Source organism: Nguyenibacter sp. L1 (assembly GCF_035199985.1).
Taxonomy (GTDB): Bacteria; Pseudomonadota; Alphaproteobacteria; order Acetobacterales; family Acetobacteraceae; genus Gluconacetobacter; species Gluconacetobacter vanlangensis.
The window spans coordinates 4,155,238-4,175,562 of record NZ_CP127015.1; the positions used below are offsets into that span (position 1 = coordinate 4,155,238).

General features: G+C 69.0%; 21 protein-coding genes. 15 read left to right on the forward strand and 6 right to left on the reverse strand.

Annotation, left to right across the window (positions count from 1 at the left end; genetic code table 11):
* The 7 genes from coaE (at window position 1) to QN315_RS18895 (ending at window position 7,211) form a co-directional block, all read left to right on the forward strand.
* A complete protein-coding gene (coaE, locus tag QN315_RS18865) occupies window positions 1-603 on the forward strand; it encodes a dephospho-CoA kinase (RefSeq protein WP_323990891.1) in 603 nt (200 codons plus the stop codon).
* On the forward strand, window positions 600-1,280 hold the full coding sequence (gene dnaQ, locus QN315_RS18870; RefSeq protein WP_323990892.1) for a DNA polymerase III subunit epsilon: 681 nt from the start codon (window positions 600-602) through the stop codon (window positions 1,278-1,280). The genes coaE and dnaQ overlap by 4 nt, the downstream gene beginning before the upstream one ends.
* A 119-nt stretch (window positions 1,281-1,399) precedes the next feature.
* Entirely contained in the window at window positions 1,400-3,739 is a 2,340-nt protein-coding gene (locus QN315_RS18875) for an adenylate/guanylate cyclase domain-containing protein (protein ID WP_323990893.1), read from the forward strand.
* Window positions 3,736-4,629 (forward strand): ABC transporter permease, encoded by an 894-nt coding sequence (locus QN315_RS18880; RefSeq protein WP_323990894.1) that lies wholly within the window; start codon window positions 3,736-3,738, stop codon window positions 4,627-4,629. Before QN315_RS18875 ends, QN315_RS18880 begins: the two co-directional genes overlap by 4 nt.
* A gap of 3 nt (window positions 4,630-4,632) precedes the next feature.
* Window positions 4,633-5,328: an ABC transporter ATP-binding protein gene (locus QN315_RS18885; RefSeq protein ID WP_323990895.1), complete on the forward strand. Its 696-nt coding sequence runs from the start codon at window positions 4,633-4,635 to the stop codon at window positions 5,326-5,328.
* The gene (locus QN315_RS18890) at window positions 5,329-6,297 is read left to right on the forward strand and encodes an MlaD family protein (protein WP_323990896.1); all 969 of its coding nucleotides are present in this window, start codon (window positions 5,329-5,331) and stop codon (window positions 6,295-6,297) included.
* A complete protein-coding gene (locus QN315_RS18895) occupies window positions 6,294-7,211 on the forward strand; it encodes a hypothetical protein (protein WP_323990897.1) in 918 nt (305 codons plus the stop codon). Before QN315_RS18890 ends, QN315_RS18895 begins: the two co-directional genes overlap by 4 nt.
* A 17-nt stretch (window positions 7,212-7,228) precedes the next feature.
* Here QN315_RS18895 and QN315_RS18900 read toward each other — a convergent pair whose 3' ends face one another.
* From QN315_RS18900 to sucC, 6 genes are all read right to left on the reverse strand, one after another.
* Window positions 7,229-7,756, reverse strand: coding sequence for a 6-carboxytetrahydropterin synthase (locus tag QN315_RS18900; protein WP_176641288.1), 528 nt, complete (start codon window positions 7,754-7,756; stop codon window positions 7,229-7,231).
* Window positions 7,749-8,522: a 7-cyano-7-deazaguanine synthase QueC gene (gene queC, locus QN315_RS18905; RefSeq protein WP_323990898.1), complete on the reverse strand. Its 774-nt coding sequence runs from the start codon at window positions 8,520-8,522 to the stop codon at window positions 7,749-7,751. Before queC ends, QN315_RS18900 begins: the two co-directional genes overlap by 8 nt.
* Window position 8,523: 1 nt before the next feature.
* A complete protein-coding gene (gene queE, locus QN315_RS18910) occupies window positions 8,524-9,159 on the reverse strand; it encodes a 7-carboxy-7-deazaguanine synthase (protein ID WP_323993656.1) in 636 nt (211 codons plus the stop codon).
* Window positions 9,160-9,241: 82 nt separating this feature from the next.
* Window positions 9,242-10,261: a biotin synthase BioB gene (gene bioB, locus QN315_RS18915; RefSeq protein ID WP_323990899.1), complete on the reverse strand. Its 1,020-nt coding sequence runs from the start codon at window positions 10,259-10,261 to the stop codon at window positions 9,242-9,244.
* A 125-nt stretch (window positions 10,262-10,386) separates the two neighbouring features.
* Window positions 10,387-11,265 carry a succinate--CoA ligase subunit alpha gene (gene sucD, locus QN315_RS18920; RefSeq protein ID WP_323990900.1) on the reverse strand — a complete coding sequence of 293 codons (879 nt, stop codon included), beginning with the start codon at window positions 11,263-11,265 and terminating at the stop codon, window positions 10,387-10,389.
* Entirely contained in the window at window positions 11,265-12,491 is a 1,227-nt protein-coding gene (gene sucC, locus QN315_RS18925) for an ADP-forming succinate--CoA ligase subunit beta (protein ID WP_323990901.1), read from the reverse strand. The genes sucD and sucC overlap by 1 nt, the downstream gene beginning before the upstream one ends.
* A 206-nt stretch (window positions 12,492-12,697) precedes the next feature.
* Here sucC and QN315_RS18930 point away from each other — a divergent pair, with 206 nt between their 5' ends.
* From QN315_RS18930 to QN315_RS18965, 8 genes are all read left to right on the forward strand, one after another.
* On the forward strand, window positions 12,698-13,525 hold the full coding sequence (locus QN315_RS18930; protein ID WP_176641466.1) for a ferritin-like domain-containing protein: 828 nt from the start codon (window positions 12,698-12,700) through the stop codon (window positions 13,523-13,525).
* Between the two features lie 112 nt (window positions 13,526-13,637).
* A complete protein-coding gene (locus QN315_RS18935) occupies window positions 13,638-14,279 on the forward strand; it encodes a Dabb family protein (RefSeq protein WP_323990902.1) in 642 nt (213 codons plus the stop codon).
* 116 nt (window positions 14,280-14,395) lie between these two features.
* Window positions 14,396-16,462 carry a M13 family metallopeptidase gene (locus tag QN315_RS18940; RefSeq protein WP_408904666.1) on the forward strand — a complete coding sequence of 689 codons (2,067 nt, stop codon included), beginning with the start codon at window positions 14,396-14,398 and terminating at the stop codon, window positions 16,460-16,462.
* Window positions 16,463-16,591: 129 nt separating this feature from the next.
* The gene (locus QN315_RS18945; protein WP_323990904.1) at window positions 16,592-17,347 is read left to right on the forward strand and encodes a glycine betaine ABC transporter substrate-binding protein; all 756 of its coding nucleotides are present in this window, start codon (window positions 16,592-16,594) and stop codon (window positions 17,345-17,347) included.
* Between the two features lie 25 nt (window positions 17,348-17,372).
* The gene (locus QN315_RS18950; protein WP_323993658.1) at window positions 17,373-17,882 is read left to right on the forward strand and encodes a YdcF family protein; all 510 of its coding nucleotides are present in this window, start codon (window positions 17,373-17,375) and stop codon (window positions 17,880-17,882) included.
* A 62-nt stretch (window positions 17,883-17,944) separates the two neighbouring features.
* The gene (fabD, locus tag QN315_RS18955; RefSeq protein ID WP_323990905.1) at window positions 17,945-18,916 is read left to right on the forward strand and encodes an ACP S-malonyltransferase; all 972 of its coding nucleotides are present in this window, start codon (window positions 17,945-17,947) and stop codon (window positions 18,914-18,916) included.
* Window positions 18,917-18,998: 82 nt separating this feature from the next.
* Window positions 18,999-19,748, forward strand: coding sequence for a 3-oxoacyl-[acyl-carrier-protein] reductase (fabG, locus tag QN315_RS18960; RefSeq protein ID WP_176640607.1), 750 nt, complete (start codon window positions 18,999-19,001; stop codon window positions 19,746-19,748).
* Between the two features lie 294 nt (window positions 19,749-20,042).
* Complete coding sequence (locus tag QN315_RS18965; RefSeq protein WP_012227163.1) at window positions 20,043-20,282, forward strand: acyl carrier protein; 240 nt, start codon at window positions 20,043-20,045, stop codon at window positions 20,280-20,282.
* Window positions 20,283-20,325 lie beyond the last annotated feature (43 nt).

A 20,325-nucleotide genomic window follows, 5' to 3' on the forward strand; every position in this document is an offset into this window, starting at 1 on the left:
ATGCGCGTCCTGGGCCTGACGGGCGGGATCGGCATGGGCAAGTCGACCGTGGCCCGGCTGCTGGGCACGGCGGGCTTTGCGGTGTTCGACGCCGATGCGGCGGTCCATGCGCTGCAGGCGCCGGGGGGGCGGGCCCTGCCCGCCATCGCGGATCTGGTGCCCGGGTCGGTGCGCGACGGGGTCCTGGACCGCGCCGTGCTGCGCCGCGCGGCCCTGGCCGATCCCCAGATCATGCGGGGTCTGGAGCGGATCATCCATCCGATGGTGCGGCAGGAGCGCATGCGGTTTCTGGCGCGGGCCAGGCGGCGCGGCCGGTCGTGGGCGGTGCTGGATATTCCGCTGCTGTTCGAGACCGGGGGCGATCGGGCCTGCGACCGGGTGGCGGTGGTGTCGGCGCCCCGGGATGTGCAGATCAGCCGGATCGCCAGGCGGCGCCACGTTTCGGCCGACCAGGCGGCGGCGCTGATCGCCCGGCAGATGCCGGATCGCGAAAAGCGGCGGCGGGCGGATGATGTCATCCTGACCGGCCTGTCGCGCGGGGATACGGTACGGCGCGTGCGGCGGCTGGTCGCCCGCCTGCGCGCGGAGGAGAGGAAGAGATGAAGCGTTCGATCCTGTTCGATACGGAAACGACCGGCCTGGACCCTGCGAACGGGGACCGGGTGATCGAAATCGCCGCGCTGGAGCTGATCGACGACCTGCCCACCGGGCAGCATTACCATGTGCTGGTCCATCCCGACCGGGACATCCCCGAGGAAGCGTCGCGGGTGCACGGCTTTACACTGGCCGACCTGGAGGGCAAGCCGCGCTTTCACGAGGTCGCGGCCTCGTTCCTGGACTTCATCGGCCAGGACGACATGATCGCCCATAACGCGCGCTTCGATTTCGGCTTTCTGAACGCCGAGCTGCAGCGCGCGGGCCTGCCCGTCCTGGCGCTGGAGCGGATGGTCGATACGCTGGATATCGCGCGCGAGCGGTTTCCGGGCCTGCCGAACAGCCTGGATGCGCTGTGCCGCCGCTTTTCCATCGACCTGTCGGCGCGCACCACCCACAACGCGCTGCTGGACTGCCGGCTGCTGGCCGACGTCTATCTGGAACTGAGGGGCGGCCGGCAGCGCGGGCTGGGGCTGACGGTCGAGGATGGCGGCGCGGTCCAGGCGACGTACAGCTATGCCGGGGCCGCGGCGCGCGTGCCCCGCCCGATCGTGCCGAGCGAGACGGAACTGGCAGCGCACGCGCGTTTCCTGGAGAAGATCAAGGACCCGATCTGGTCGGCGTGAACGGGCCAGGGGGCGGCCACGGGGCCGGTGGGACACGGCGGTCTTGGCGCTTGCGTTTCCAATGGCCTATGGTCGTACCATGACGGGGCGCGGCGCCATGGCAGACCGGGAAGAGAGCATTGTCCGCTGACGAGATCGTGGATCCGGCCGATGCACGGTCGGACCAAATGCGGCGTGTCCTGCTGCAGGTCGGCGTGCCCATCCTGGGCGTGGCGCTGGTCATCGCGGTCATTGCCGCGATCGGGGTGCATTCCTATCGCGTCATCCGTGACGGCGCGCTGTCGCTGACCCACGACCTGCTGGTCAGCCAGCAGAATTACATCGCGCAGGAAGTCGGGGATTATCTTTCGCCCGCGTCCGCCGGGACGGTGATCGCCCGCGACCTGCTGGAACATGGCGCCCAGGATGTGACCGGCAGGATCTTCAATTCCTATGGCGGCAGCATGCTGCGCCACGTGCCGCAGATCCATTCCTTCTACCTGGCCGACGCGGATGGGCATTTCGCGCTGGTCGAGCGCGATCCCAAGGGGCAGGGGCTGGAAACCACGGAACTGACGGGACTGGGGGCCGGCGCGCAGTTCGTGCATCAGTTCCGTGACGCGCAGGATCGGCCGCTGCGCACCGAGAGCAACCCGACCGGCGGCTTCGACCCGCGGACGCGGCCGTGGTATCGGGGCGCAGTGCGGTCGGGGCAGCTTTACTGGTCCGACCCCTATCTGATTGCGCAGACCGGCCAACTGATCATCACGGCTTCCATCGCATTCCAGACCCTGGACGGGCGGCATTATGTCTTCGCGGTCAATCTGTCGCTGAACGAACTGACCAATTTCCTGGATTCGCTGAAGATCGGACAGAGCGGGCACGCGCTGATCCTGGACCAGGACGGGCACCTGCTGGCGGGGCGCCATATGGTGGACGTGGCCAAGAAGGCCGGCTGGGACCCGGCGAAGATGGTGCTCGACCCCGGGACCTATCCGATCCTGGCGCAGGCTTTCGACGTATATCGCGTGGAAGGATACGGGCCGCATACGGTCCGAAGCGGCAAGCGCAACTTCATTTCCATTGCCGCCCCCCTGCCGGTGACCGCGCGGAAATGGGTGCTGCTGCTGGTTGCGCCCGAGAGCGATTTCGCGAATTTCGCCCTCGCCGACGGGCGGCAGAACCTGGTGTTCTCGCTGCTGATCGTGGCGCTGGCCGGCGTGCTGGGGATATTGCTGTTCCGCCAGGGGCGGCGCGGCGACCGGCTGGCGGAACAGCTTGAGCAGGCGCGTGCCGCGTCGGGACGCGAGAGCCAGGCGCTGCAGGCGGTGGCCGGCTATCCCAACCTGTTCGACCCGACGGACGACGCGCTGATCCTGACCCATGGCATGGCCGAACTGTCGCACGCGCGACGGGTGGCGATCTGGCGGCTGATGCATGACGGAGGGACGCTGCTGTGCGTCGATTCCTACGATTCGCGGCAGGATGCGCATTCCGGCGGGTTCGAACTGTCGCGGAGCCAGCTTGAATCCTTCTTCGACGCCGTGGCGCATGGCGATGCGATCCACGTCGCCGATGCGGCGGCGGATGCGCGCACCGCCAGTTTCCACCTGCTGTTCATGCGGGCCTTCGGCAGCCGCGGGCTGTCGCTGGTGCCGGTGCAGGGGGCGTCGGGACCGGTCGGGGTGATCACGCTGGAGGACGCGCCGCGTGCCGTCGCCGCATCGCATTTCATCGCCATGAGTGCCGGGATCGTGGCCGCGCGTTTTTCGGCGCAGCGTTATGACGCCGTGGCGGCGGCGGCCGCCGAGCTGGCATCCGGCGAACGGGTCGGCGGACCGTCCGCCGAGGAAGCGGATCATGCATTCGGCAGCGGCTTCCTGGTCCCGCCGGGCGGCGCTGTTCCGGTGGAGGGGGAGGCCATGCCGGCCGGGCTGTTCCCGGCGGTGGCGGTCATGGTCATCACGTTTTCGGACCTGATCGTGTCGGCGCGCGCCGATCCGGCGAAAATGATGGCGCTGGTCGAGACGCTGGCGGTGCGCCTGCAGGACGTCGCGCATCGATGCGGCCTGTACGCGATCAAGATGCTGGGCCACCGGCTGGTCTGCGTCGCCGGCTGCAGCCGGACGCCCGATCCGGGGGCCGCGGAGCGGATGGCCAACGCCGCCCTGGCGATGCGCGAGGCCGCGTTGTCGGTCCTGGCCGAGGCGGACCTGGAGCCCGTGTTCCGCATGGGGATCGATGTCGGACCGGTCTTCGGCGGATTGCTGGGGCAGGAGCCGCGGGCCTTCAACATCTGGGGCGATGCCATCGGCATGGCCGAAATGATGGCCTACGGCGCGCCGGAAATCGGCACGATCCAGGTGACCGAGACGGTCTATCACCTGCTGCGACAGCGTTTCCTGTTTCGTGAGCGCGGCAGTTTCTTCATGCCGCAGGCGGGGGTTACGCGCACCTATGTCCTGGCGGGGCGCCGATGAGCGAAAGAGTGGGGAGCGAAGGAGCGGGGAACGACGGGGCGGGGAGCATAAGGGCGGGGGCGCCGCCTGGGCCCTGGAGGGCGCGACTGGCCGCGCTGTCGGGGCGCGTCCGGCCGCCCCTGGCGGCGATCGGGCGGCTGACGCGGCATCAGGTCCGTTTCGCGCTGGTGCTGGTCGGGGCGGGCTGGGGCGTGCTGCGCGAAACCCTGCGGCCTTATACCTGGCGCCGGACGGTCCGGCAGGAATTCCGGCTGTGCCTGCGCCAGGTCGTGGGCGGCGGTTTTCTGAGCGTGCTGGTGACCGCGACCCTGGCCGGCCTGACCGTGGTGTCGCAGGCGGCATACTGGCTGGGCTTCGCCGGCATGGCGCAGATGACGGGATCGATCCTGGTGTCGGTCCTGGTGCGCGAGATCGCACCGGTGCTGGTGGGCGTCATCCTGCTGGGGCGCAGCGGCATGCTGAGCCTGACGGAAATCGGCATGCTGACCCTCGGCGGGCAGATCCGCGCCATGGAGGCCCAGGGCCTGGACCCGTTCCTGCTGCTGGTCCTGCCGCGCACCTTCGCCTTTACGGTGGGCGGGTTCACGCTGGGCATCATCTTCGCGACCGTGTCATTGCTGATGGGGTTCATCGTCACCCATACGGCGGGCGTGATCAGCACGTCGGTCTGGACCTTCTTCTCGAACGTGCTGAGGGCGATGTCGGCGTGGGATTTCCTGATCATTCCGCTGAAATTCGTCCTGGTCGGCTATTGCATCGGGCTGGGGTCCTGTCTGACCGGGCTGCTGGTCGACCGGGACGATACGATCGCCACCCTGATGCCGCGCGGCTTCGCCCGGGGGATATTGCTGGTGCTGGGGGTCAATATCGTGTTCAGCCTGGGGTTCTGAGCGATGGCGAGCCGTGGCCCGATGCTGGAACTTCGTGCGGCGCGACCCTCGTTCGAGGAAAGCGGCATGGCGCCGGTGCCGATCGACTTGCGGCTGATGCCGGGCGATTGCGCCGTCATCGAATGCCGCGATCCCGGGCGCGCCACCCTTTTTGCCGATCTGTGCTCGGGCATGGTGAATCTGACGGCGGGTTCGGTCCGCTTCATGGGGCTGGACTGGCGCGAACTGGGCGACCGGCAGGCCAATGCGCTGCGCGGGCGGATCGGGCGGATCACGCAGCGCGCATCCTGGCTGGACCTGTTCGGCACGCACTTGAACATCATGCTGCCGCAACTGCATCATACGCGCCGTCCGGCGAGGGAACTGGTCGAGGCGTCGATCGCGCTGGGTCATGCGTTCGGCCTGCCGGGTATGCCGCTTTCCGGCCCGGGGCGGCTGTCGGCGGCCGACCTGGCGCGCGCGGCCTGCGTGCGCGCCTTTCTGGGCCGGCCGGACCTGCTGCTGCTGGAGGACGTGTCCGACACGCTGCCGCCGGACGCGGCGCCGGCATTCCTCGCGGCCGTGACGGCGGCGCGGGATCGCGGGGCCTCGGTGTTGTGGTTTGCGCGCGACGCTGCGGCGTGGCGGGATTATCGCCGGGCGGTCAGCGCCCAAATGCGCCTTCTGGACGAAGGCCTGTTTCCGATACGGAGGGGATAGATGGCCCAAGGCCGGACAATGGGTCAGACGGCCGATCCGTCGCGCCAACTGGTGCGCGTGCGCTATGCTGACGAATGGGTGGGGCTGCTGGTGCTGGTCTCGCTGGCGATCTGCTTCGCCGCGATCGTCGAGGCCGGAGTGCTGCGCGATTGGCTGACCCCGGCCGGGCAGTTGCAGATCGTGCTGCCGGATGTGGGGGTCAGCGGCCTGGCGATCGGGGACGATATCGAGGTCGTGGGCATCCATGCCGGGACGATCCGGCGCATCCGCATCAACCCGTCGGGCGGGATGTATGCGATCGCCGACATCGATCCGCAGCTCGAGACCTATATCCGCCGCGACAGCACGGCCACCATCCGCCGGCGCTTCGTGGTGGCGGGGGCCGATTACGTGGACATCACGCGTGGGACCGGTGAGCCGATGGATTGGCATTACGCCGTGATCACCGCGCAGAACGCCCCGAATCCGGCGGACATGATCACCCAGACCTTCGCCGATATCCGCGCGCGCATCCTGCCGGTGCTGGACAGTTCGCAGCATATGATGTCGATGCTGGACGCCACCATCACGGACCTGCATGCCGGCAAGGGAACGGTGGGCCAGTTGATGACGAACGACGCGCTGATCCGCCAGGCGGACCAGTTGGTCGAATCGCTGAACGCCGCCGTCGCCCAGTTGACGCCGATCGAGCATCAACTGTCCGGGGTCATGACCAAGGCCGACGGCGGCATGGCCAATATGCGCGCGGTGACGGCGGACCTGCGCAAGGCCAGCCCGCGTCTGCCCGAGATCACCCGCAATCTGCAGGAGACGTCGTCCGAACTGCCCGCGCTGCTGACCCAGGCGCAGATCACGGCGACCAGCCTGCAGAAACTGACGGACCAGTTGCGCGGCCTGTGGCTGCTGGGCGGCGGCGGCACGGCCCAGCCGCCGCAACGGCGCCTGCCGGCGGAGAGAATCCAGCCATGAAGGGCATGGCCGCCCGTCTGGCGGTGCTTCTGATGGTGTCGGCCCTGGCGGGATGCGGCGGCGGGCGGACCGGGCCGCAGGACGACATGCTGGACCAGGCGATGGAGACCGGCCGCCAGGCCGTGGCGCTGGATCGGCTGGAACTGGCGGAAATCCAGTATCGTCTGGCCGGGCGGCGGGCGATGGCGCGCGACGATGCCGGAGCGATCGGCGATGCGGGCTATGACCTGGCCGTGGTGCAACTGGATCAGGGGCGGGCCGCCGATGCGCTGCGCACGCTGTCCGCCACGCGTGGTGCCATGGCGGTACGGGGCTGGGGCGGCCCGGATGCGGCGCTGGATCTGGTCCAGGCGACGGCGCTGCTCCGGCTGAAGCGCGACGACGAGGCCGCAGCGCCTGCCGGCAGGGCGATGGGCAGCGCCGATCCCGCCATCGCCGAGCATGCGGCCCTGCTGAGCGGGCTGATCGCCGATGCGCGCGGGGACCGGGCCGGGCTGTCGGCCGCCCTGGAGCATCTCGCCCGGGAGCACACGGCGCCCCGCCGGCCCGTCACGCCGAAATGGCAGGCGGATGAGGACGAATTGCGGGCCCGCCTGCTGCTGGCGTCCGATCCGTTGCGCGCGCGCGACCTGGCCCGTGCTGCGGCCGATCGGCGCCGGCAGATCGTGGATTATCGTGGCATGGCGCGCGCGCTGGTGCTGGCAAGCCACGCCGCGGCGCGGGGCGGCGACGGGCAGGGGGCGTCGTCCCTGGCAATGCAGGCCGCGCAGAGCACCGCCGCCCAGGGCGAGAAGCCGCGGAACGTGATCGCCCAGGGCGCGGTGTCGGTCACGGTCGAAGGCGTGCCGGCGGAGGACGCCGCGATCGCGGCGCATGGACCCGATCCGTTCGCCGAGCCATCGCCGGGCCGGTAGGACGCCGGCGCGACGGGTCAGAGATCAGCGATGCTGTCATCCGCCCGGCGCCACCAGCATTGCGCGGGCGGGCGTGGCGCGGGCAGGACCTCCAGCGGGTCGCCCGTATACTGGACGGTGTTGGTCGGGGTTTCCTGCAGGGTGATCTCGGCACAGACCAGATGGCCGCCATCGTCCGCCAGCAAAGCGTTCAGCTTGGCCATCATCAGGCAGGCCATCAGTTCCGTCGTCGGGTCGCCCGGGGTGACCACGATGCGCCTGGCCCGCTCGGGTTCATGCGTGCCGAACCAGGCCAGCAGCGGGTCGTCTTCGGCCAATTGCAAGGCATGGTCCAGCCGTTCGTCGACGAAACGATGCCAGCGTCCCTTGGCGCGCTGGAAGGACACGACCATGTTGCCGGCCCCGTCCAGCGCGCGTGGCGCGGTGGGGCGCAGGCGCACGGTGACGAATTCGTTGTGGCCGTGGGGCAGGGCGCAGCTTTCGCTGGCGCCGTGGATCAGCCGGTGCCCCATCGAGAACCGGCGGGTGAAGACCAGGTCAAGCATTGGCGAATCCGGTCCCCGAGCCCGTCGCGGGGTGTATCGCGGGCTGCGCGACATAGCGTTCCCACCCCGCGCGGCGCAGCATGCAGGCCGGGCAGGTGCCGCAGCCGTGGCCCCAGGGGTGCATTACGTCGCGTACGCCCAGATAGCAGCTATGGCTTTCGCGGTTGATCAGGTCGACCAGTGCCGGGCCGCCCAGCGATTCGGCCAGGCGCCAGGTGTCGGCCTTGTCGATCCACATCAAGGGTGTGTGGAGGACGTAGCGGCTGTCCATACCCAGGTTCAGCGCCACCTGCAGCGCCTTGATCGTGTCGTCGCGGCAGTCCGGATAGCCCGAATAGTCGGTTTCGCACATGCCGCCGACGATGTGCCGCGCACCGCGCCGCGCGGCCAGAGCGGCGGCGAAGGTCAGGAAGATCAGGTTGCGGCCGGGGACGAAGGTGCTGGGCAGGCCGTTCTCACCCATCGTGATCGCGGCGTCCCGGGTCAGCGCGGTTTCCGAGACCGCCCCAAGCGCGTCCAGCGCCAGGGTGTGGTCCTGGCCCAGCCGGGTCGCCCAGTCGGGATTCAGGCCGGCCATGCCGGTGCGCAGCGCGGCGCGACAGGCCAGTTCCACGGCATGGCGCTGGCCGTAGTCGAAGCCGAGCGTTTCGACCCGGCCGAAGCGCGACAGCGCCCAGGCCAGGCAGGTCGCGGAATCCTGGCCGCCGGAAAACAGCACGATCGCGGTTTCCCGCGTCGGGTCGGCGGGGGTCTGGAACGCGGTCATGTCAGGGAATTCCGATCAGCTTGTGGGTCTGCAGCGACAGGCGCCAGCGCGGATTCGCCTGGCAATAGGCGACGGCGGCCCGGATATTCTCGCCCTGGGCGGGGCCGTCCATCGGCTGCAGCCAGAATTGCTGGAAATCCAGCCCGGCCACGGAGTCGGGCGGCAGGGCGGGCTGCGGATAGACCAGTTTCAGCTCGTGCCCCGATCGCTGGACCAGGTCGGCCCCGGCCTTGGGGCTGACGCAGATCCAGTCCACTCCGGGCGGGACCGGCAGGGTGCCGTTGGTCTCGATCGCGATCGAAAAGCCGCGCGCATGGACCGCGTCGATCAGGGCGCGATCCAGTTGCAGCAGCGGCTCGCCGCCCGTGAAGACGACGAAAGCCTGCGTGCGGTCGACGGCGGGCCAAGTGGCGGCGATGGCGTCGGCCAGCGCCGCAGCGTCGGCGAAGCGGCCGCCGCCCTGGCCGTCGGTGCCCACGAAATCCGTGTCGCAGAACCGGCAGACCGCCCGCGCGCGATCGGCCTCGCGCCCCGACCAGAGATTGCATCCGGCGAAGCGGCAGAACACGGCGGCACGGCCCGCCTGCGCGCCCTCTCCCTGGAGAGTCGCGAACATCTCCTTGATGGCATACGACATGGCGGTGATTTCGGGCACCGCGCCCGTCCGCGCAAGTCCTAAATGCCCGCGCGGCATGTCGCGCGGGCCGGATGGGTGGAATTCAGCCCTGGATTTCGCCCTGGGTGATGCTGGTATGCATCCCCAGCCGGGCCAGCAGGCGGGCGTCGCGGCTGGCTTCGGGGTTGGGGGTGGTCAGCAGCTTCTCGCCATAGAAGATCGAGTTCGCCCCGGCCAGGAAGCACAGGGTCTGGGCTTCGTCCGTCATGTCCTCGCGCCCGGCGGCAAGGCGGACCCGGCTGGCGGGCATGGTGATGCGGGCCGCGGCGATGATGCGGACGAAATCGATCGGGTCGACCGTTTCAGCCTGGGCCAGCGGCGTGCCGGCGACGCGGACCAGCAGGTTGATGGGCACGCTTTCGGGGTGTTTCGGCAGGCTGGCCAGGCTGGCGATCAGCCCGGCGCGATCCGTCTCGTCCTCGCCCATGCCCACGATGCCGCCGCAGCAGACATTGATCCCGGCTTCGCGCACATGCGACAGCGTGTCCAGCCGGTCCTGGTAGGTGCGGGTGGTGATGATCGCCCCATAATGCTCGGGCGAGGTGTCCAGGTTGTGATTGTAGTAATCCAGTCCGGCATCGCGCAGGCGACGGGCCTGGCGATCATCCAGCATGCCCAGGGTCACGCAGGTTTCCATGCCCAGCGCCTTGACGCCCTCGACCATCGCGCAGACCGTCTCGAGGTCGTGGTCCTTGGGCGAGCGCCACGCGGCGCCCATGCAGAAGCGCGCGGCCCCGGCGTCGCGCGCCGCGCGGGCTTCCTTCAGCACCGATTCGACCGCCATCAGGCGGGTGGCCTTCACGCCGTCCTCATGCTTCGCGCTCTGCGGGCAATAGGCGCAATCCTCGGGACAGCCGCCGGTCTTGATCGACAGCAGGGTCGAGATCTGCACCTCGGTGGGATCGAAGCGCGCCCGGTGCACGCTCTGCGCCCGGAACATCAGTTCGGGGAAGGGCAGGGCGATCAGCGCCGCCACCTCGTCACGCGTCCAGTCGGTGCGCACGGGCGGCAGGGGCGAGGGAGCGTGATACGGCGATGTGGCCGTGATGACACCATCGGGCATCGGGCGGGTTCCTGGTATTCGTGACGTCGGTAGCGAGTCACGCTGTGCCACAGAAGCGGGGAGACTGTCACCCGTCCCGACCCCTTCAGGCCCCCTTCGAGCCCCGTCGGGATCGGGCGGGGCGTTCAGCGGGACGCCAGGATGCCGGCCAGGGTCCGGCCCAGCAGGGCCGGGCTGGGGGCGATGTGGATTCCCGCTTCCCGCATCGCGTCGATCTTGGCCGCCGCCGTTTCGTGCCCGCCGGTGATGACCGCGCCGGCATGGCCCATGCGCCGCCCGGGCGGGGCGGTGGCGCCGGCGATGAAGCCGACGACGGGTTTCCTGGTGCCGCTGGCGCGGATCAGGTGGGCGGCTTCGATTTCGGACGTGCCGCCGATCTCGCCGATCATGATGATCGAATCCGTATCCGGATCCTCGATGAAGCGGGTCAGGACATCGGTGAAATCCAGCCCCTTGACCGGGTCGCCGCCGATTCCCACGCAGGTGCTCTGTCCCAGCCCGGCTTCGGTCGTCTGGGCCACGGCCTCGTATGTCAGGGTGCCCGAGCGCGAGACGATTCCCACATGGCCGCGCCGGTGGATCGCGCCGGGCATGATCCCGATCTTGCATTCGTCCGGCGTGATGATGCCCGGGCAGTTGGGGCCGATCAGCAGGCTGTTCGAGCGGACCAGCACCTGATGCACGCGCACCATGTCCAGCACCGGAATCCCCTCGGTGATGCAGACGATCAGCGGGATCTCGGCGGCGATCGCCTCCAGGATCGCGTCGGCGGCGCCGGCGGGCGGCACATAGATCACGCTGGCATCGGCCCCGGTGGCCGCCCGGGCCTCGAGGACCGTGTCGAAGACCGGCAGGCCCAGATGGGTGCCGCCGCCCCGGCCCGGAGTCACGCCACCCACCAGCCTGGTGCCGTAGGCGAGCGCCTGTTCGGAATGGAAGGTGCCCTGCGCGCCGGTGAAGCCCTGGGTCAGGACGCGGGTGCCGCGATGGACGAGGATGGACATCAGGCCGCTCCTTCCGCGCCGGTCGCCGGGGTGGTTTCTCCGCGGACCGCAGCGACGATCTTGCGTGCCGCGTCGCCCAGATCCTCGGCCGGGATGATGCGCAGGCCGGATCGCGACAGGATGTCGCGCCCCTGCGCGACATTCGTGCCGGCCAGCCGCACCACCAGCGGCACGTGCAGCCCGGTATCGCGCGAGGCGGCGACGATCGCCTCGGCGATGATGTCGCAGCGCATGATGCCGCCGAAAATGTTCACCAGGATGCCGCGCACCTTGCTGTCGGACAGCAGGATGCGGAAGGCCGCGGCCACCCGTTCGCGCGTGGCGCCGCCGCCGACATCGAGGAAATTGGCCGGTTCCTCACCTTCCATCTTGATGATGTCCATCGTGGCCATCGCCAGCCCGGCGCCGTTGACCATGCAGCCGATGGTGCCGTCCAGGCCGACATAGGCCAGGCCGTGGCGCGCGGCCTCGCGCTCGCGGGGGTCTTCCTCGTTCTCGTCGCGCAGTTCCTCGAGTTCGGGGTGGCGGAACAGGGCGTTGTCGTCGAAGCTCATCTTCGCGTCCAGCGCCACCATCTCGCCCGTGCCGGTCACGACCAGCGGGTTGATTTCGACGATCGCGGCGTCCAGGGCGGTGAATGCGTCATAGGCCGCGCGCAGCACCGCGGTGAAGGCGCGGATCGACTTGCCGTGCAGGTCCAGCCGGGCCGCCAGGTTGCGGGCCTGGTAGTCGGACAGGCCGGTGGCGGGGTCGATCGGTTCCTTCAGGATCCGTTCGGCGGCGGCGGCGGCCACGTCCTCGATCGCCATGCCGCCCTCCTGCGACGCGACGATGACGATCCGGCCGCAGGCGCGGTCGACCAGCAGGGAAAGATACAGTTCGCGCGCGATGTCGCATCCGGCCTCGACATACAGGCGGCGCACGATGCGGCCGGCCGGCCCGGTCTGGCGCGTGACCAGCGTGTGGTCCAGCATGGCGCTGGCCGCCTGTTCGGCTTCCTCGGGCGTGCGGGCCAGGCGCACGCCGCCCTTGCCGCCGGGATCGTCGGCGAAATGCCCCGCGCCGCGGCCCCCGGCATGGATCTGCGCCTTGACGACCACCAGCGGGGCCCGCAGCGCGCGGGCCGCCGTCACGGCTTCGTCCGGCGAACGGGCGACGCGGCCGTCCAGTACCGGCATGCCGAAACCCTTGAGCAGGGTCTTCGCTTGATATTCATGTATGTTCATACGGTGTGATCCGCGTTCGTTCTTGTTGCGCCGTCCGGCGAACGGGCCGCACGCTGGGGAACGCGCGAGGGCCGATCAGGACTGCATGGCATAATCGAGGCTTTTATGCCATCTCGGAAGCCGAAAACCATTTGTGCGTGGTCCGGGCGGGGGCCGGCATGGGCGCGCGCCGGGGGGGACCGGGTATTGATGAAAGACGGGGTACGATGAAGCATTGGCGCATTGAACAGATGGATTGGGACAGTTTCGACCCTGCGCGCGTGGACCCCGATATCATTCCCGTGGTCAAGGCGGCCTCGGTCGTCGAGCGCAACGGCGTCGACTATGCGACCTATCTGAACAATGTATTCTCCGACGATCCGGCTTTTCGCGACGCCGCGGATAATTGGGCGGTCGAGGAAGTGCAGCATGGCGACGCGCTGGGGCGCTGGGCGATGCTGGCCGACCCCGAATGGAACTATCCCGAGGCGTTTGCCCGCTACCGCGAGAGCTATAAGCTGGATCTGGACGTCGATCGTTCGGTACGCGGGTCGCGCACCGGCGAGCTGATCGCCCGTTGCATGGTCGAGACCGGGACCTCGTCCTTCTATACCGCGCTGGCCGACGCGACCGAGGAGCCGCTGCTGAAGGCGATCTGCCAGCAGATCGCCGCCGACGAATACCGGCATTTCAAGCTGTTCTACGACCATATGCACCGCTATCTGAAGCGCGAGCGCCTGGGTGTGTGGCGGCGCACCCGCATCGCCCTGGGCCGCGTGACCGAAAGCGAGGACGACGAACTGGCCTCGGCCTATCACACGACCAACGAGCCGGTCGGCCGGCCCTATGACCATCGGCGCTGTATCGCGGCCTATATGTCGCGGGCGATGCGCTATTATCAGCCGAAGCACACGATCCGGGTGACGGGCATGATCCTGAAGACCATCGGGGTATCGCCTCATGGCTGGGTGCATGGGGTGATCGCCCGCGTCGTCTATCGGCTGATCCGCATGCGGCAGAGAAAATTCGCCCGCCTGGCCGCGCTGGCGTCCTGATCGTCCGGCCCTGGCTGAAAAAGGTAAAACGGAATCAATATTTAATGGCCTGATGTCCCGCTTCGTCCTTTCATGACACCATCAGGAATGCAGCAGCGCGCGGGAGCGGTTCATGGTCAAACGTTTCGGTAGTGTCGGTTCGGGCGTCGCCTGGGCGGGGCTCGGCCTTGCGGCGGCGATGGCCGCGCCGTCCGTGCCGGCGTTGGCCCGGCCTTATTCGCTGCCGATCGCCAGCTCGCCGCCCGCCCTGCCGGCCCCCGACGCCGCGGCCGTGGCCGCGCAGCAAGAACTGGCGCAGGTCGGGGCCGCCGCCTTTACCGCGCCCGGGTTCCGGCCGGGGCTGGTCCGGCATGTGGTGCTGTTCCGTTTCCTCCGTGGCGTCACGCCGTTCCAGAAGGCCGAGATTGCCCGCCGGTTCCTGGAGCTGGCGGTCGATTCGCGCCGCCCGGATGGCCGGTCCGTGGTGCGGTCGATCGAAACCGGCCTGCAGAATGGCGGCGAAGGACAGGATGACGGGTACGAGATGGGGTTCCTGGTGACCTTCGGGTCCGAGGGGGACCGCAATTACTATGTCGGCCGGCCGGTCGTAGCGCGGCCCGGCTTCTTCGACCCCGCGCATGACGCGTTCAAGACCTTCTTGGCGCCCTATCTGGCCGGGGTCTTGTCGTTCGATTATCGGGTGGCGGCCGAATCGCAGCCGCCTTCGGCATCGCCGCCGAAGAGCGTGAAGCACCATGCCAGGCGCCGGAAGTGACCGGTTCGCGACTCATGCAGGCAGGAGACGAAGGAAGCAGCATGTCTGATATCGGAACAACCGGGGGAACAGGCGGGGAAACAGCCCGGGCGCGCCGGCAGGGCGGCCTTGCGCGGATGGCGCTGTCGTGCGGGACGGCGGTCCTGCTTGCCGCGGGGCCCGCGGCGCGCGCGGCGGATCCCGTGCCGGCCTATGGCGCCGCGACGGATGCCGCGCCGTCCTATGGTTCGTGGGGCTTCGACCTTGCGGGCCGGAACCCGGACGTCACGCCGGGGAATGATTTCTTCGGCTATGCCAACGGCCGCGCCGTGCATGACATCGTGATTCCGCCCGACATGACGGCCTATGGGCCGTTCAACATGCTGTTCGAACTGTCGCGCAAGCGGGTGCAGGCCATCCTGCAGGCGGTTTCGGCCCATCCGGTGGCGGAACCCGTGACGATCGACCAGAAGCTGGGCACGTTCTATGCGACCTTCATGGATGAAGGCGCGATCGAGGCGCTGGGGACCCGTCCGCTGGCGGCCGGGCTGGAGGCGATTCGCGCGGTGACGGACCGGTCGGCCTTCGCCAGGCTGCTGGGGCAGGGGCAGACGGGCTTTCAATATTCGCTGTTCGGGCTGGCGATCCAGCCGGACGCCAAGGACCCCACGCGCTATGCCCTGATGCTGGACCAGGCGGGCATCGGCATGCCGGACCGTGATTATTACCTGAAGCCCGGCCTGGCGGCGAAGAAGACGGCCTATCAGGCCTATGTGCGGCAGGTCCTGACCATGATCGGCTGGCCTGACGCCGACCGGATGGCGCCGGCGATCGTGGCGTTCGAGACGCGCCTGGCCGGCGTGCACTGGGCGCGGCAGGATATGCGCGATCCGGATCGCATCTATAACCCGATCAGCGTGCCCGACCTGCGCAAGCGCGCCCCCGGCTTCGACTGGGCGTCCTATCTGGCCGGGGCGGAACTGCCGCCGGCGATCGTGAAATCCGGCACGCTGATCGTGGGTGAGCCCGACGCCATCGTGGGGGAGGCGCGGATCGCGTCCGAGACCGGCCTGGACACGCTGCGCGCCTGGCTGGCCTTTCACCTGGTGGACAATGCCGCGCGCGACCTGCCGCGGGCGTTCGTGCAGGCATCGTTCGATTTCAACGACAGGATCCTGTCCGGCCAGCCCCAGTTGCCCGAACGCTGGAAGCGCGCGGTGTCGGCCACCAGCGGCGCGATGGGCATGGCGCTGGGCCAGTCCTATGTCGCGCGCTATTTCCCGCCCGCCTACCGCGACACGATGCGCGACCTGACCGGCGAGCTGAAGGCCGCCTTCCGCGTGCGGTTGCAGCATAATGGCTGGATGGAGCCGAAGACCCGCGCCGCGGCCCTGCAGAAGCTGGGTCATTTCACCATCCAGATCGGCTATCCGAACCGCTGGCGGGATTATTCGACGCTGCGGATCCGCCTGGGCGATGCCTATGGCAATGCGGAACGCGCCATCGGCTTCGAATGGCGCTACTGGCTGGGCCATCTGGGGCACAAGGTGGATCGCGACGAATGGGATATGACCCCGCAGACGGTCAATGCCTACAACAACCCGGTGTTCAACGAGGTCGTGTTCCCCGCCGCGATCCTGCAGCCGCCCTTCTTCAACCCGAAGGCCGATCCGGCCGTCAATTACGGCGCCATCGGCGGCGTGATCGGGCATGAGATGACGCATTCCTTCGACGACGAGGGGCGGAAGTTCGATTATCTGGGCCGGCTGAAGGATTGGTGGACCAAGGACGACGCGGCGCGTTTCGACGCGCTCTCGGCGAAGTTCGGGGCGCAATATGACGCCTTCCAGGTGCTGCCCGGCGTGCATGTGAACGGCAAGCTGACCATGGGCGAGAACATCGCCGACCTGGGCGGCCTGACCCTGGCGCTGGATGCCTATCATGCCTCGCTGCACGGCAAGCCGGCGCCGGTGCTCGGCGGGCTGAGCGGCGACCAGCGGGTATTCCTGGGCTGGGCGCAGGTGTGGCGGCAGAAGCTGCGCGACGACATCATACGGCAGCGGATCATGACCGACCCGCATTCCCCGCCGCAGGCTCGCGTCAATATCCCGATGCATAATATCGATGCCTGGTACCGGGCCTGGAGCGTCACCCCGGGCGAGGCGCTGTATCTGAAGCCCGAGGCGCGCGTGAAGATCTGGTAGCGGACGCGCTGTCGGCCTCCGTCGCCGGGTGGCGGGGCCAGGGGAAGGGCCGGCGCTTTTTTGCGGCGCCGGCCCTTGCGCAATCTTGCGCCACCTGCTGGAACGACCCCGCTATCGGGGAGAGACGAGATGACGACGGTGACGCTGGGCCATCCGGATTCCATCCTGCACGCGGCGGAGGCTGCATCCGTTGTGCGCGTGCTCGAGGCCCATGAGCTGGAAGTCGCCTATGTGACCGGCGGCAAGGCCGAACTGGCCGCCGCCATGACGGCGGGCCGGATCGATCTGTTCGTTTCGGCCTGGCTGCCGGACATCGATGCCGCCTGGGCGTCCGGGCTGCCGGGCATGGAGGCGTTCGGCCAGTTGTACAAGCCTGTCTTCGGCTGGTCGCTGCCCGAGGGGGCCGCCCCGCAGGTCGCCGGAATCGGCGATCTGGCGCATGACGAGACGGTCAGCCGCAACATCGTGGCGGCGGAGTCGGTGCTGGAGCACGTGCGCCAGGCCGTGGCGGCCTATGGGCTGGCGGCGTGCGGTTTCACCATCGAGGCGCGGCCGGACGACGAGGCTTACGACCATGCCGCGCGGGCGATCGCGTCCGGCGAGGCCGCCATCCTGCCCCTGTGGCAGCCGAATTTCCTGCATCACGGCAGCCGCCTGCGCACGCTGGGCGACCCGAAGGGGGCGCTGGGGAGCGAGCAGCAAGCGCGCATGCTGCTGCGCCGTGCGGCCCGGGATGTGCTGGATTCCGACCTGCTGGACGAATTGGACGAACTGACCCTGGGCAACAAGGTGGTCAGCGCCCTGGACTATGCCATGCGCCGCGAGGGCATGAATGCCGATGAGGCCGCCGAGGCGTGGCAGCGCGGCAAGCTGCTGCCGCGCTGACCGCGCGGCCTTTCGTCCCGTGACGATGCGGCCCATCGTGATCTTCGGTGCCGGGGTGCGTCCTGACGGCACGCCGACCGCGACCCTGCGCCATCGGGTGGCTGCCGCCGCGTCCTATGGCCTGGCACGGCAATCGGTCCTGTTCATCCCGACCGGCGGCACGCCGGACGGCCGCCCGGCCGAGGCCGCGATCATGGCGGACCTGCTGCGCGCCGCCGGGGTAGCCGAGGCCGCGATCCTGCGCGAGGAAACCGCGGGCGATACGCTGGACTCGGTTCTGGCCGTATCGGCCATGCTGCGGCGGATGGGACATCGTGGCCCGGTCGCGGTGGCGAGCAGCGCCTATCACCTGCCGCGCTGCCTGGCGCTGATGCGGCTGGCGGGCTGGAAGGTGGTGCGGGTGCCCCCGCCCGACGTGCCGGCGTCGCGGCGCTTCGCTCGGCGCTGGTACTGGCGGCTGCGGGAAATTCCGGCCGTGCCGTGGGACCTGCTGCTGCTGGCCCGCCGACGCAGGGGCCGCGGCGCGGGCGATTGACAGCGGCGGCGCGCTGCCGCCATGTCGCCCGGCATAGGAATCATCTGGATGGCGAGGACGCGATGCCTGTTCATGCTTTTATCTTCCCCGGCCAGGGCAGCCAGTCCGTCGGAATGGGCAGCGAACTGGCGGCGGCCTTCGCGCCGGCCCGTGAGGTCTTCGAGGAAGTCGACGACGCGCTGGATCAGAAGCTGTCCGCGCTGATGTTCGGCGGGCCGATGGAGGACCTGACCCGCACCGAAAACACCCAGCCGGCGCTGATGGCGGTGTCGCTGGCCGTGCTGCGCGTGCTGGAGAAGGAAGGCGGGCTGGAACTGAAGCGTACGGCGGCGCTGGTCGCGGGCCACTCGCTGGGCGAATATTCGGCGCTGGCGGCGGCCGGCGCGTTCGGCATCGCGCAGACGGCGCGGCTGCTGCGGTTGCGGGGCAGCGCGATGCAGAAGGCCGTGCCGGCGGGCGAGGGCGGGATGGCCGCCCTGATCGGCGTCGATCTGGACCTGGCGCGGGAGATCTGCACGGAAGCCGCGATCCTGCGCGCCGAGGACCAGCCGGACGTGCGCGAGACCATCGAGGTCGCCAATGACAATGGCGGCGGTCAGATCGTTGTGTCCGGCCGCATCGGCGCGGTGGAGCGCGCGGTCGCGGCGGCTAAGGCGCGCGGGGTGAAGCGCGCCGTGATGCTGCCGGTCTCCGCGCCCTTCCATTGCACGCTGATGGCGCCGGCGGCCGATGCGATGGGCGAGGCATTGGAACGGGCCGAGATCGCGCCGCCCGTGGTGCCCGTAATCGCCAATGTCTCGGCGGCGAAGGTGACCGATCCGCAGGCGATTCGCGACCTGCTGGTGCGCCAGGTCACCGGGACCGTGCGCTGGCGCGAGAGCGTGGAGGCGATGGCGGCGATGGGCGTCGACAGTTTCGTCGAGCTTGGAGCCGGGAAGGTGCTGTCCGGACTGGTGCGGCGGATCGTGCCTGATGCAGCCGCCCGTTCGGTCGGAACGCCCGCCGATATCGAGGCGTTCCTGGCGACCCTGTGACGGAGCGGCCATGTGACGGGACGGAATGACGGATCGAGAGAATGATGGGCGAGAGAATGACGGACGGGGAGTGGATGGGCTGATGTTCAGTTTGGATGGCAAGACCGCGCTGGTCACGGGGGCATCGGGGGGAATCGGCGCGGCGATCGCGCGGGCCCTGCATGCCCAGGGGGCGCGCGTCGTCCTGTCCGGCACGCGGGAGACGGTGCTGAACGGGGTCGCATCCGAGATCGCGCCCGATGGCGAGCGGGTGCATGTCTGCGTGGCCGACCTGTCCGACCCGGCGGCGTCCGACGCGCTGGTCGCCGCCGCGGAAACGGCGGCGGGCGCGCCGCTGGACATCCTGGTCAACAATGCGGGGCTCACCCGCGACGGACTGGCGATTCGCATGAAGGACGAGGACTGGAACCGGGTGCTGGAGGTCGATCTGGCCGCGCCCTTCCGCCTGTGCCGCGCCGCGCTGAAGGGCATGCTGCGCCGGCGCGCCGGCCGCATCGTCAGCATCGCCTCGATCGTCGGGGTGACGGGCAATGCGGGGCAGGCCAATTATTCGGCGGCCAAGGCCGGCATGATCGGCATGAGCAAGTCTCTGGCGCAGGAAGTCGGCTCGCGCGGGGTGACGGTCAATGTCGTGGCGCCCGGTTTCGTGCAGACCGCGATGACCGATGTGCTGCCCGAGGCGCAGCGCGAGAAGCTGCTGGGCGGCATCCCGCTGGGCCGGATGGGCCGGCCCGAGGATATCGCCGCCGCCGTGGTCTATCTGGTCTCGGACGAGGCGGGCTGGATCACCGGGGCGACGCTGAACGTCAATGGCGGGATGGCGATGCCGTAGGGCGCCGCGGGATGGGATCGCGATTGATTCCGCCCGACCGATTCCGCTGGACGAGGCGGGGGATATCGCGGAAAACGGGGTGATTTTGTCGGATTCGTTCCGGTGCCGCGGCGCGGATTGTGGCGGAAACACGATCCCTGCCTTGGCGACGACCGAGGAACCGTGCTAATCCGCCGCTGCTTCGTCCGAGGCGGGCTGGACGCGTTCTCGCGGCTCCGGTTTGCGGGACGTCAGACAGGACGAATGATTTTCGAACCGCCCGTATCTCATGGGGCACACAGGAAGCGAAGACAGATGAGCGAAATCGCCGACAAGGTTAAGAAGATTGTGGTCGAGCACCTCGGGGTCGAGGAAAGCAAGGTCACCCCGGAGGCCTCCTTCATCGACGACCTCGGCGCCGACAGCCTGGACACGGTCGAGCTGGTGATGGCCTTCGAAGAGGCGTTCAGCGTCGAGATTCCGGAAGATGCGGCCGAGAAGATCGCCACCGTGAAGGACGCGATCGACTATATCGAGAAGCAGAAGGCCGCCTGAATTCGGCATCGCCAATCGGCATCGCCGGATAATCGGTTTTCGT